The sequence below is a fragment of the Ramlibacter monticola genome (assembly GCF_016722785.1).
In the GTDB taxonomy this organism is placed as follows: Bacteria; Pseudomonadota; Gammaproteobacteria; order Burkholderiales; family Burkholderiaceae_C; genus Ramlibacter; species Ramlibacter monticola.
On the sequence record NZ_JAEQNE010000011.1, the window covers coordinates 97,724 to 110,055 of the forward strand.

12 protein-coding genes are annotated in these 12,332 nt (G+C 68.5%); 8 read left to right on the forward strand and 4 right to left on the reverse strand.

Annotation, left to right across the window (positions count from 1 at the left end):
* Positions 1–10: 10 nt before the first annotated feature.
* Positions 11–1,288: a Vi polysaccharide biosynthesis UDP-N-acetylglucosamine C-6 dehydrogenase TviB gene (gene tviB / locus JJ685_RS28125; protein ID WP_201677703.1), complete on the reverse strand. Its 1,278-nt coding sequence runs from the start codon at positions 1,286–1,288 to the stop codon at positions 11–13.
* Positions 1,289–1,304: 16 nt separating this feature from the next.
* Positions 1,305–1,673, reverse strand: coding sequence for a MarR family EPS-associated transcriptional regulator (locus tag JJ685_RS28130; RefSeq protein WP_201677704.1), 369 nt, complete (start codon positions 1,671–1,673; stop codon positions 1,305–1,307).
* Positions 1,674–2,051: 378 nt separating this feature from the next.
* Between JJ685_RS28130 and wecB the strand changes: the two genes are divergently transcribed.
* From wecB to JJ685_RS28145, 3 genes are read left to right on the forward strand one after another with little or no spacing between them, the layout of a single operon-like run.
* A complete protein-coding gene (wecB, locus tag JJ685_RS28135; protein ID WP_201677705.1) occupies positions 2,052–3,185 on the forward strand; it encodes a non-hydrolyzing UDP-N-acetylglucosamine 2-epimerase in 1,134 nt (377 codons plus the stop codon).
* Positions 3,182–4,279 (forward strand): glycosyltransferase family protein, encoded by a 1,098-nt coding sequence (locus tag JJ685_RS28140; protein WP_201677706.1) that lies wholly within the window; start codon positions 3,182–3,184, stop codon positions 4,277–4,279. Before wecB ends, JJ685_RS28140 begins: the two co-directional genes overlap by 4 nt.
* 7 nt (positions 4,280–4,286) lie before the next feature.
* Positions 4,287–5,018, forward strand: a complete 732-nt coding sequence (locus JJ685_RS28145; protein ID WP_201677707.1) for a pseudouridine synthase — start codon at positions 4,287–4,289, stop codon at positions 5,016–5,018.
* Positions 5,019–5,025: 7 nt separating this feature from the next.
* On the opposite strand, the gene JJ685_RS28150 is transcribed toward JJ685_RS28145, so the two are convergent.
* Positions 5,026–6,066 carry a glycosyltransferase family 2 protein gene (locus tag JJ685_RS28150; RefSeq protein ID WP_201677708.1) on the reverse strand — a complete coding sequence of 347 codons (1,041 nt, stop codon included), beginning with the start codon at positions 6,064–6,066 and terminating at the stop codon, positions 5,026–5,028.
* A 177-nt stretch (positions 6,067–6,243) separates the two neighbouring features.
* Between JJ685_RS28150 and JJ685_RS28155 the strand changes: the two genes are divergently transcribed.
* The 4 genes from JJ685_RS28155 (at position 6,244) to JJ685_RS28170 (ending at position 9,884) form a co-directional block, all read left to right on the forward strand.
* Positions 6,244–7,197: a YncE family protein gene (locus JJ685_RS28155; protein WP_236599357.1), complete on the forward strand. Its 954-nt coding sequence runs from the start codon at positions 6,244–6,246 to the stop codon at positions 7,195–7,197.
* 19 nt (positions 7,198–7,216) lie between these two features.
* Entirely contained in the window at positions 7,217–7,978 is a 762-nt protein-coding gene (locus JJ685_RS28160) for a polysaccharide deacetylase family protein (protein ID WP_269117452.1), read from the forward strand.
* A gap of 2 nt (positions 7,979–7,980) precedes the next feature.
* Complete coding sequence (locus tag JJ685_RS28165; RefSeq protein WP_201677711.1) at positions 7,981–8,964, forward strand: sterol desaturase family protein; 984 nt, start codon at positions 7,981–7,983, stop codon at positions 8,962–8,964.
* A gap of 80 nt (positions 8,965–9,044) precedes the next feature.
* Positions 9,045–9,884: an EI24 domain-containing protein gene (locus JJ685_RS28170; RefSeq protein WP_201677712.1), complete on the forward strand. Its 840-nt coding sequence runs from the start codon at positions 9,045–9,047 to the stop codon at positions 9,882–9,884.
* Here JJ685_RS28170 and JJ685_RS28175 read toward each other — a convergent pair.
* Positions 9,869–11,287 (reverse strand): mannose-1-phosphate guanylyltransferase/mannose-6-phosphate isomerase, encoded by a 1,419-nt coding sequence (locus JJ685_RS28175; protein ID WP_201677713.1) that lies wholly within the window; start codon positions 11,285–11,287, stop codon positions 9,869–9,871. The two genes, JJ685_RS28170 and JJ685_RS28175, sit on opposite strands and share 16 nt — an antisense overlap.
* Positions 11,288–11,363: 76 nt before the next feature.
* Between JJ685_RS28175 and JJ685_RS28180 the strand changes: the two genes are divergently transcribed.
* Complete coding sequence (locus JJ685_RS28180; RefSeq protein WP_201677714.1) at positions 11,364–12,179, forward strand: competence/damage-inducible protein A; 816 nt, start codon at positions 11,364–11,366, stop codon at positions 12,177–12,179.
* The last annotated feature ends 153 nt before the right edge of the window (positions 12,180–12,332 follow it).

Below are 12,332 nucleotides of genomic sequence, written 5' to 3' on the forward strand. Positions count from 1 at the left end.
CGCCGGGAGGTTACAGGCGACCGTCCGCACTTCCAAGGGGCAGCAAGCTCTTTACATCGAAGATCACTGCGCCCGGTTGCCCGAAGGCCTTGATGCCCTCCTCGCCGAGTTCCAGGAACTGCCGGTGCCCGACCGCCACCACCACGGCTGCGTATTCGCCGGTGCGAGGCACTTCGTCCAGGCACTCGAGTCCGTATTCGTGCCGCGCCTCGGCCACGTCGATCCAGGGGTCGTACACGTCCACCCTGGTGTTGTAACCCTCGAGCGTCCGCACGATGTCCACCACCTTCGTGTTGCGCACGTCCGGGCAGTTTTCCTTGAAGGTCAGCCCGAGCACCAGCACCTTGCTGTCCAGAACCGGCAGTCCCTTGCGCAGCATCAGCTTCACCGTTTCGTCGGCAACGTGCTTGGCCATGTTGTCGTTGATGCGGCGGCCGGCAAGAATGACTTCGGGATGGTAGCCAACTTCCTGCGCCTTGTGGGTCAGGTAATAGGGATCGACTCCGATGCAGTGGCCGCCCACCAGGCCCGGTCGGAACGGCAGGAAGTTCCACTTCGTCCCGGCGGCGCGCAGCACTTCGAGCGTGTCGATGCCGAGACGGCGGAAGATCAGGCTCAGCTCGTTCATCAGCGCGATGTTCAGGTCCCGCTGCGTGTTCTCGATCACCTTGGCGGCTTCGGCGACGCGGATGCTGCTGGCCTGGTGGGTGCCCGCGGTAATGATCTGCGCGTACAGCTGGTCGACTTCGTCCGCGATGGCGGGCGTGCTGCCGCTGGTCACCTTCTTGATCAGGGGCAGCCGGTGCTCCTTGTCGCCGGGATTGATCCGCTCGGGGCTGTAGCCGCAGAAGAAGTCCTCGTTGAACTTCAGTCCGCTCACGCGCTCGAGCACGGGGACGCAGACTTCCTCCGTCGTTCCGGGATACACGGTGGATTCGTAGATGACGATGTCGCCGCGCTTGAGCACGCTGCCGACGGTCTCGCTCGACTTGACGAGGGGCCTCATGTCCGGGCGATTGGCCTGGTCGACCGGGGTGGGAACGGTGACGATGAAGATCTGCGCCTGCTTCAGGTCCTCGACATCGCTGGTATAGCGCGCGTGTTCCGCCGCAGCCAGTTCCGCACGCGAGCACTCCAGCGTGTGGTCGTCGCCCGCCTGCAGTTCCGCGATGCGCTCCTTCTTGATGTCGAAACCGATCACCGGTCGCCGCCGGCCGAACTCCACGGCCAGGGGCAAGCCCACATAGCCCAGGCCGATCACGGCGAGCGTCTTGTCCTTCAGATCCATGGGTGCGAACTCCTCGTCAATGGGTGGTGCGTTTCACCGTCTGCCGTTGGCCTTCCACCTCCGCCTGCAGCGCGGCGATCTCCGCATGCAGCGCTTCGTACTCCGCCATTTTTCTTTTCAGGAACTGGCTCGTCATGTTCGCCTTGCGGGCGATGCCCTTGGGCGTGAGCAGGTAGGCATAACCGAGGTGATGCTTCGAGTTCGCGAAATTACCCAACTTGACTAAGCCCTTCTCGATCAGCGCCCTCATGCAGTAATGCAGCTTCCCGTTGCTCACTCCCAGGAGCCGCGCCAGCTCGCGCTGGGACAGGTCCGGGTTGTCCTGCAGGTACTTCAGGACGCGGAAGTGAAGGTCTTCGACCTCTTCGGGGTGCTTGCTGGCCATCGCTGCCCGTTTGCCAAGGGTCCAAGCCCTATCGCTCAATTCTGAGCACTCTAGCGGCGCGCCGTCGTGTGGGCAATGTACTTGGGTGCCGCCGCGCGGCCGTAGCGTGGATTACCCGGATGGACGAATGTGCCGGTTTTGTAATGGCGAGTAACGCGCAAAGCGCGACTGGAAAGCACTGCAGCGTGGCGGTGCGTGGAACGGATGAGCATGAGGGGGCGAGTCCACCAGCGAATCCTGCTCAACTAGAATCCGCATTCCACGCGCGGTCCCCTTGCTGCACTGGCGCGGCGGCGAATCTGCCATCCATTTCCCCTCCGGCCAGGAAACCGTGCGACGCTCGGCGTCCATTGGCCCAGCGAGCGGGACCTCACTGAAATGAAACGAGTCCTCATCGTCTTCGGCACCCGCCCGGAAGCCATCAAGATGGCCCCGGTGGTGCGCGCCTTCCGCGGCCAGGCCGAGTGGGAGACGAAGGTCTGCGTCACGGCGCAGCATCGCGCGATGCTCGACCAGGTGCTCTCGCTCTTCGGCATCGAGCCCGACTTCGACCTGAACCTGATGTCGGCCTCCCAGACCCTCGAAGGCCTGTCGGCGCGCATCCTGGAGGCGATGTCCACGGTGCTGCACGCCTGGCGCCCCGACCTGGTGCTGGTCCACGGCGACACCACCACGACCTTCATGGCCTCGCTGGCCTGCTTCTACAACCGGGTGCCGATCGGCCACGTGGAGGCCGGCCTGCGGACCGGCAACCTGGAGGCGCCGTGGCCGGAAGAAATGAACCGGCGCGTCACGGGCCTGCTGGCGCGGCTCCACTTCGCGCCGACCGAGGCGTCGCGGCGGAACCTGCTCGCCGAAGCCGTCCCGCCCGAGTCGATCGAGGTCACCGGCAACACGGTGATCGATGCGCTGTCGCAGACGGCCGGCCGCCTGCGCAGCGAACCGGCCCTGGGCCTGCCCCTGCGCGAGCGCTTCTCCTTCCTTCGCCCCGACCGGAAGCTGCTCCTCGTCACCGGGCACCGGCGCGAGAATTTCGGCGAAGGCATGCGCGAGATCTGCGATGCGCTGCTGCGCCTGTCGCGCCGCCAGGACCTGGAGATCGTCTACGCCGTCCACCTCAACCCCAACGTGAAGGGGCCCGTGGAGGCGGCGCTGGACGGAGTGCCCAACATCCACCTGATCCCGCCGCAGGACTACCTGTCCTTCGTCTACCTGATGATGGAGTGCCACCTCCTGCTGACGGACAGCGGCGGCATCCAGGAAGAGGCGCCCACGCTCGGCAAGCCCGTGCTCGTCATGCGCGAAGCGACCGAGCGTCCGGAGGCCGTGGACGCGGGCACGGCGCGCCTCGTCGGCGCCAGGGCGGACCCCATCGTGCGCGCCGTCGACGAACTGATGGACACCCCGGGCGCCTACGAAGCCATGGCCAACCGCGCCAACCCGTACGGCGATGGCCACGCCGCGGACCGCATCGTGGCGCGGTCCAGGACCTTCCTGGCAGGCTCGCGGTGATCTGCGTCGTCTCCACCTGGCCCTCCGGGCACAAGCTCAAGGAGGGCATGCTCCAGCGCGTCGCCCACATCGACTCGCTGATGGCCTCGGCGCCGCGCAACTACCTGGACATCTCCTTCCGCCGCTTCCTGCGCAAGGAAGTTCGCACCGAGGGCCTCGCGACCGTCTACTGCCTGAACTTCTTCGTCCACGCCTTGCTCATCCTGCGGCTCCTGCGCGCCGCCCGGACCGTGTACGTCCACTCCGCGTACAACGCGTTGCGCATGATGGTGTTCCCGACCCGCGCCCGGATCATCTTCGACGCGCACGGCGTCGTCCCCGAGGAATGCGCGCAGCAGGGGCAGGCCTGGTACGGGCGGTTCCTGTCCGTCGCGGAGGGTGCCATCCTGCGCCGCTGCCACGCGCTCGTGTGCGTCACGCAGTCCATGCTGGCCCACTTCCAGCAGAAGCATGGCCGGCGGCCCGGGCGCGAGGAACTGATCCTGCCGATCCTGCCGCAGGTCGGCGACAGCGGCGCCGCCGCGCAGGCCCTGCAAGCCGGCCGCCATGCCGACGCCGTCATCTACGCCGGCGGCATGCAGCCCTGGCAGAACGTGGACCGGATGGTCGCCGCCGCGGCGCGCCGGCCGGAGCTGCGCTACACCTTCCTGACCGGAGAGCTCGCCCCGTTCGAGGCCCGGCTGCGCGCAGGCGGCGTCCGCAGCTTCGCCTGCGAGTCGGTCGCACCGGAACGGGTCAAGGACTACTACCTGTCGCACACCTACGGCTTCGTGCTGCGCGACGAAACCCTGGTCAACCTGGTCGCCTGTCCCACCAAGCTGGTGGAATACCTGTACTGGGGCGTGCTGCCGGTGGTGATCACGCCGCGGATCGGCGACTTCGACGCCGCGTCGCTGCGGGCCGTCACGCTGGAGCAGTTCCTGCGCGGGGAACTGCCGGACGCGGCCGCGGCGGCCGAAATGCGACGCCACAACCAGACCGCCGTGCTGGCGCTCATCGCCTCCGCCCAGCGCGCCCTGCGCCAGGTGCAGGAGTTGCTGCTGGGCGCAGGGCAGGCGCAGGAAACGGGCGTGTCGCCGTCGGCGCTGCGCTGAACCTCCCATGGAACTCCAGGACCTCCTTTTTTCCCAGGGCTTCGGCCCCCGCCGCGTCTGCCTCGGCCTCGTGCAGCACGGCCTGGTGACCGTCAACGGGAAGCCGGCCAGCGACCCGCACGCCGAGGTCGAGCCGGAGAATCTGTCCTTCACGGTGGAAGGCAAGCCGTGGACCTTCCACGCCAAGGCCTACCTGATGCTGCACAAGCCCGTCGGCTACGAATGCTCGCAGCGGCCCGGCGCCTGGCCGAGCATCTACACGCTGCTGCCGGCGCCGCTGCGCCAGCGCCCCAACAAGGGCGCCACGCCCGGCGTGCAGGCGATCGGCCGCCTGGACCAGGACACGACCGGCCTGCTGCTCCTCACCGACGACGGCACCTTCATCCACCGAATGAGTTCCCCGAAGCACCACGTGCCGAAGGTCTACGAAGTCGGCACTGCGGCGCCGGTGGAGGACGACCAGATCCGGCGCCTGCTCGCCGGTGTCGTGCTCGACGACGATCCCCGGCCGGTGCGGGCCGCGGCCTGCGAGCGCACCGCCCCCGAGGCGCTGCGCCTGACGCTCACCGAGGGCAAGTACCACCAGGTGAAGCGGATGCTGGCCGCCGTGGGCAACCGCGTCACCCAACTGCATCGCTCGCGCATCGGCACGCTGGAACTGCCCGCCGATCTCGCGCCGGGACAGTGGTGCTGGCTGACGCCCGGGCAGCTTGCGGCGGTCTCGCAGCGCGGGAAGTAGTCCTCGCTCAGGACCTGCGGAGCGCTCGGTCGATCAGGATGCAGGCGTCCTGCAGGAAGATCACCCGGTTCAGCACGCAGAAGGTGCGGTACTGGCCTGCGAACAGCATCCGGACCAGCCGGGGCAGGCCGCGCCAGCCGGCCGCGATGGCGTCCTGCCGCGCGCGCAGGAATCCGGCCTTGGCCCGGAAGCGCTCGCAGGCGGCCTCCAGTCCGGGGCGCCCCTGCAATGCCAGCGCGATCTGTTCGTAGGTCCGGAGTTCGCCCTGGTAGCGGGCCTCGGCGGTGCGGAGGATCTGCAGGGCCTTGCGCAGCGGGTCGTGCTTCCGCTGCCCCATGACGTTGCTCGCGTGCTGCCTGTACTTGTAGAGCACCCGGTCGACCGGCTTCACCGAGGATATCTCCGACGCGACGATCGCGATCCAGTAGTCGTGGGGCGCCGTCGCCGGGAACGCGGGGAGCGCGTCCGCGACGCTCCTGCGCAGGACCATCGCGGCGCCCGTCACGAAGCTCTGTTGCAGCATCAGGTGCACGAGTTCGCTCCGGCGGCCGAACCTCGCCCGCCGGGCCGGGCTCAATCGGATCGACTCCCACAGGGTGTGGCCCAGGCTGGCGGCCGCCTCGTCCACCAGCAGCGCGTCCGAGAACACGACACCGGTGCCCTCGTCGAACGACGCCAGGAGGACTTCCAGCTTGTTCTCCTCCCAGATGTCGTCCTGGTCGGACAGGGCGATGAACTCGCATTCGGCCTGCCGGATCCCCTGCTCGAAGTTCCTGACGTAGCCGAGATTCCGGCTGTTGCGGTGCAGGACGATCTCCACGTCGCTGCCGTTGCGGCGGGCGAGGTCCGCCAGGATTTCCGGGGTGCCGTCGCTCGAACCGTCGTCGTAGACCGACAGCCTGGCCGGTTTCAGGGTTTGCCGCAGGATGCTTGCCACCTGCTCGCGGATGTACTTTTCGCCGTTGTATGCGCACAGCACGACTTCGACGGGCGCCGGCCTGGTGCGCATTTCCGGCTGGCCCGCACCGTTGTCCTGGGTCTGTCGCATGTTGGGATTCCGCGGCGCCGAGTGTACCGAGCCGCCATCCCCGCGCCGGAGGATCCCGCGGCCGCGGCGGATCGCGCAAAATAGCCCGTCCTCCGCCGCCGGCGCCCCCGCGTTGAGCAGATTCCCACCCCGTACTGCCCCGCCGTGAAACTTCCGTCCTTCCGCCGCGCCTGGCTCCTGGTCCTCCTGCTGGCCGCATCCGGGCTCGCCTGCGCCCAGCCGGCGCCGATCTTCGTGCTCAACTCGCTGGACGCCGACATCAGCGTGATCGACCCGGTCACCTGGAACGAGGTCAAGCGCATCCCCACCGGCAAGGAGCCGCACCACCTGTACATGACGCCGGACGAGAAGTCGATCATCGTCGCCAACGCGCTGGCCGACTCGCTCACGTTCGTGGATCCGCGCACGGCCACCATCCAGAGGACGGTGCGCGGCATCGTGGATCCGTACCAGCTGCGCTTCTCGCCGGACATGAAGTGGCTGGTCACCGCCGGCAACCGCCTCCAGCACGTGGACCTGTACCGGTGGGACGGCAAGGACCTCTCGCTCGTCCGGCGCCTCCCCACCGGCAAGACTCCCAGCCACATCTACATCGACAGCCGCAGCACCGTCGCCTACGTCACCATGCAGGACAGCGACGAACTGGTGGCGATCGACCTGGAGCAGCAGCGCATCCGCTGGCGGATCAAGACCGGCCCGATGCCCGCCGACGTGTTCGGCACGCCGGACGACCGCAAGGTCCTGGTGGGCCTGACGGGCGGCGACAGCGTCCAGATCTTCGACGTCAGCTACCTCAGGGTGCCGCGCTCCATCGGCTACATCCGCACCGGCGCGGGCGCCCACGCCTTCCGCGCCGCCGGCGACGGCAAGCACGTCTTCCTGAGCAACCGGGTGGCCAACACCATCAGCAAGATCAACCTCGACACGCTCAAGGTGGTGGATGCCTACCCCGCGCCCGGCGGCCCCGACTGCATGGAAGTGCTGGCCGGCGGCCGCTACGTGATGGCCACCGCGCGGTGGTCGAAGAAGCTGGTCGTGGTGGACACGCAGACGCGGCAGGTGGTGCGCGAGGTGAGCGTGGGCAAGTCGCCGCACGGGGTGTGGACGCTCGACCACTCGCCGAGGCACTGAGGTGCGGCGGCGCGGGGGATTGCTGGCCTTGGTACTGGCAAGTTCCGGCGCCTGGGCCCAGCCCTGCGCCAAGCCCGTCTACCTCACCCTCGACACCGGCCACATGGGCGTGGCCAACTTCGTGGCCGAAGTGCTGAGCCGGCAGCAGGTCAAGGTGACCTTCTTCGCCGCCAACGAGAAGACGCAGGAGGGCGACGGCAGCCTCGGCAGTTTCTGGGCGCCCTGGTGGAAGGCGCGGGCGGCCGAGGGGCACGAGTTCGCTTCCCACACCTTCGACCACGTCTATTGGCGGGCCGACCTCCCCGGAGAACCGCCGGCATTCCGGGTTCGCCCCTCCGCCGGGCCCGATGCCGGCAGGGAATCCACGTGGACGGCCGGTGAATATTGCGCGGAAATCGCGCGCGCGTCCCGCCGCCTGCAGGAAGTCACCGGCCGCAAGCCGCTGCCGCTGTATCGTGCGCCCGGGGGAAAGGTGTCGCCGCGGCTGCTGGCCGTTGCCAGGTCTTGCGGTTTCCTGCATGTCGGATGGTCGCCTTCGGGTTTTCTCGGTGACGAACTCCCGAGCGAGACCGCGAGTAATCCGCAATTACTCCAAAAGGCCTTGCGCGAAGTGCGCAGTGGCGACATCCTACTGGCACATCTCGGGATCTGGTCCAGGAAGGACCCGTGGGCGCCGGCCGTACTGGAGCCCCTGATCACCGGACTGAAATCGAGGGGGTTCTGTTTCGTCACCTTGCGCGATCATCCGATGTATCGCGAGTGGGTGGCGCGCGGTAAATAGCAATGCAGTGGATACAGAATCTGTTTGAACAGGCCCAGGGATGGGTGTTCCAGTTCGTGGTGCAGCCGATCCTGTACTCCTTCGGCATGGGCGGCATGCTGGAAGACGCCTATGTGGCCACCGGCTGGCTGCTGGTGGGCCTGATCCAGATCGCCGTGATGCTGGCGATCATCGGCCCGCTCCAGCGCTGGCGCCCGGCGGATGCCCGGGTCGACACGGCGGAGGTCCGCACCGACGTGGTCTACACGCTGCTGCACCGCCTCGGCATCTTCCGCGTGGCGCTGTTCTTCAGCGTCGAACCCCTGTTCGACCAGCTGTTCGGGTACCTGCGCGTGGCCGGCCTCGGCACGGTGCACATCGACCAGTTGATGGAAGGCGTGACGGACCACCCCATGGCCAGCTTCCTGATCTACCTGGTCGTGTTCGATTTCTTCGGCTACTGGATCCACCGGGCCCAGCACCGCTTCGAATGGTGGTGGAGCCTGCACGCGCTGCACCATTCGCAGCGCTCCATGACGATGTGGAGCGACAACCGAAACCACCTTCTGGACGACGTGATCCGCGACAGCCTGCTCGTCGTGCTGGGGCAGTTGATCGGCGTCGGGCCCGGCCAGTTCGTCGGCCTGGTCGCCATCGCGCAGCTGAGCGAGAGCTTCCAGCACGCCAACCTGCGCCTGCACTTCGGCCTCATCGGCGAGCGCCTGTGGGTCAGCCCGCGCTTCCATCGCCTGCACCACAGCATCGGGCTGGGCCACGAGGACCAGGAGGGCGGCGAGCACCTGGTCTACGGCCAGAGCCCGGCGCTGGGCGGCCACAACTTCGGCGTGCTGCTGCCCTGGTGGGACATGATGTTCGGCACTGCCAACTTCGAGATCCGCTTCGACCCCACCGGCATCCGGGACCAGGTGGAGACCGGGCGCGACTACGGCCGCGGGTTCTGGGAGCAGCAGAAGCTCGGGGTGCTGCGGCTGATGGGCCGCGCCTGAGCGCGGCGTGCGCCGGGCGGGCTGATTCGCCACCGGCGCCGGCGGGCAAGGGCATCCGCCCCGTCCGCTATCCTTCCCCCATGTCCCTGTTCCTGGATTCCTTCTGGCGCGCCGCCCTCTACTGCCTGCACCCGCGGGTGATCGGCCTGTCGCTGCTGCCGCTCGTGCTGATGGTGGCCACGGCCTTCGGGCTCGGCTACCTGTTCTGGGACACGGCGGTCAACACCGTGTTCGTCTGGCTGGAGTCCTCGGCCTGGATGGAACACCTCTCGACCTGGCTGCGCGAGATGGGAGTGGGCAACCTGAAGAACGCGCTCGCCCCGCTGCTGGTGATCTTCGCCATCACCCCGCTGCTGGTCGTGGTGGTGCTGTTCCTGGTCGCCGTGCTGATGATGCCCGCCGTGGTCAACCTGGTCGCGCGCAGGCGCTTTCCCGGGCTGGAACGCCGGCACGGGGCCTCCTTCACGCGCGGCGCCTTCTGGTCGCTCGGCTCCGCGCTGCTGGCGGTGGTGGCGCTGATCGTGTCGCTGCCGCTGTGGTTCATCCCGCCGCTGGTGCTGATCCTGCCGCCCCTGATCTGGGGCTGGCTCACGTACCGCGTGATGGCCTTCGACGCGCTGGCCGACCACGCGAGCGGCGAGGAACGCAACCTGGTGTTCCGCGAACACCGCATGTGGCTGCTGGTGATGGGCGTGGCCACGGGCTACCTCGGCGCGGCGCCGAGCCTGGTCTGGGCTTCGGGCTGGATCTTCGCCGCCGCCTTCCCCATCCTCATCCCGGTCGCGATCTGGATCTACACGCTGGTGTTCGCGTTCTCGTCGCTGTGGTTCGCGCATTACTGCCTGGCGGCGCTGGCGCAGGTGCGCGCCGCCACGCCGCTGCAGCCCGCCGCCCCCGAAGCCGTTCAGGTCCTGCCGTAGGTGTCCTCGAGGCGGACGATGTCGTCCTCGCCGAGGTAGCTGCCGGACTGCACCTCGATCATCTCCAGCTCCATCCGGCCCGGGTTGTGCAGGCGGTGCACCTCGCCGATGGGGATGTAGGTGGACTGGTTCTCGCTGAGGAGGAAGGTCTCGTCGCCGCGGGTGACCTGCGCCGTCCCGCGGACCACCACCCAGTGCTCGGCCCGGTGGTGGTGCTTCTGCAGGCTCAGCGAAGCGCCGGGCTTCACGCCGATGCGCTTCACCTGGAAGCGCTCGCCCGCGTCCACGCTGTCGTACCAGCCCCAGGGGCGCACCACCTTGCGGTGGAAGGCGGCCTGCGAGGCGTGCGACTGCTCCAGCCTCGCGACCACGTCCTTGACCTGTTCGGCGCACGCCCGGTTCGCCACGAGCACGGCATCGGGCGTGTCGATGATCAGCAGGTCCTCGGTGCCGAGGGCCACCACGGGCCGGTGCGGCGCGTGGATGAAGGTGTTGCGGGCGTTGTGCACCCAGCCCTGGCCCTGCACGCGGTTGTCCTGCGGGTCCGCGGGGGAGAGGTCGGCCACCGCGTTCCAGCTGCCCACGTCGCTCCACTGGCCGCTGAAGGGCACGACGGCGACGTCTTCGTGCGGTTCCATCACCGCGTAGTCGATGCTCTGGGAGCGGCAGGCCTCGAAGGCCGCGCGCTCGGGGCGCAGGAAGAGGGTGCCGGGCGCGGCGCTGCCGGGCTCCTCGGTGCGGGCGGCCTCCATCGCCGCGCGGCAGGAGGCCAGGATGTCCGGCGCGTGCTCCTGCAGCGCCTCCAGCATGACGCTGGCGCGCGCGAGGAAGATGCCGGCATTCCAGAGCGTGTCGCCTTGCAGCAGCAGTTGCCGCGCCGTGGCGGCGTCGGGCTTCTCGATGAACTTCTGCACCTGCAGGCTGCCGTCCGGGCGCGGCGTGCCCTGCCGGATGTAGCCGTAGGCCGTGCTGGGGAAGCTGGGCACGATGCCGAAAGTGACGATCGCGCCGTTGCCGGCGGCGTCCAGCCCCTCCTTCACGGTGCGGCCGAAGGCGGCGGCGTCCGGGATGTAGTGGTCGGCGGGGCAGAACAGCAGGTCGCTGGCGGGGTCGGCGTGCAGGGCGGCCAGCGCGATCGCCGCCGCGGTGTTGCGCGCCACCGGCTCGAGGACGATGGTGCCTGGCGTCTTCGCCTGCCGCATCGTGTCCGCGACCAGGAAGCGATGGTCCTCCGCCGCCACGGCCACCACCGGCCCGCCCAGCGGCGCGACGCGCTCCAGGGTCAGGTGCAGCAGGCTCCGATCGCCCACCAGGGGCACGAACTGCTTGGGGAAGCTCTTGCGGCTCAGGGGCCACAGGCGCGTGCCGGAGCCGCCGCAGAGGATCACTGGGGTCAGGTGCATGACGGCATGGTATCGCCTGCCGGGGCCGGCGCGGGGGACGCGGCCCGGCGGGCCGGGAGACCGGTAGGATTGCCGCATGACGTCCCCCTCCCGCCCCGCCATCGGCCTCGTCATCGTCGGCGACGAGATCCTCTCGGGCAAGCGCGCCGACAAGCACCTGCCCAGGCTGATCGAACTGCTCACCGAGCGCGGGCTGGAACTGGGATGGGCCGAGTACGTGGGCGACAAGCCCGAGCGGATCACCGACACGCTGCGCCGCGCCTTCGCCTCGGGCGACATCGTGTTTTCCTGCGGCGGCATCGGCGCCACCCCCGACGACCACACGCGCCAGTGCGCGGCCCGCGCGCTGGGCGTCGAACTGGAACTGCACCCGGGGGCCGAGCGCCTGATCCGCGAACGCATGCAGGACGTGGCGCGGGAGCAGGGCGTGCCCTACGAGCCGGACCGGCCGGACAACATCCACCGCCTCAACATGGGCGTGTTCCCGAAGGGCGCCACCCTCATCCCGAACCCGTACAACAAGATCCCCGGTTTCACGGTGGGCACGGTGCACTTCGTCCCGGGATTCCCGGTGATGGCCTGGCCGATGATGCAGGACGTGCTGGACACCTCCTATGCCCACCTGTTCCGGCGCGGGGCCTACATCGAGCGGTCCGTCATCGTCTTCGGCTCCATGGAGGCCACGCTCACCCCGCTGATGGAGCAGGTCGAACGCGAGCACCCGCACGTCAAGGTGTTCAGCCTCCCCAGCGTCGACCATCCGACCTACGGCCGCCACATCGACCTGGGCGTCAAGGGCGAGCCGGCGCACGTGGACCTGGCCTACCGCACGCTGCTCGAAGGGCTGGGCCTGCTGAAAGTCCGCCTCGGCCCCGAGTTGGTGCGTCCCTGATCTGCTCCATTCCGGTGCAAACGCAGAAGCGCACCTGCACGGTGCACTGCCGCGTTGATTTCGCAAGGGTCCAGTAGGGAAAACGCGGCAGTTTGGTGGACAATCCGGAAGTTTTGCGCGATGCCGAGTGCACCAGCTTTGGCACAGAACCTG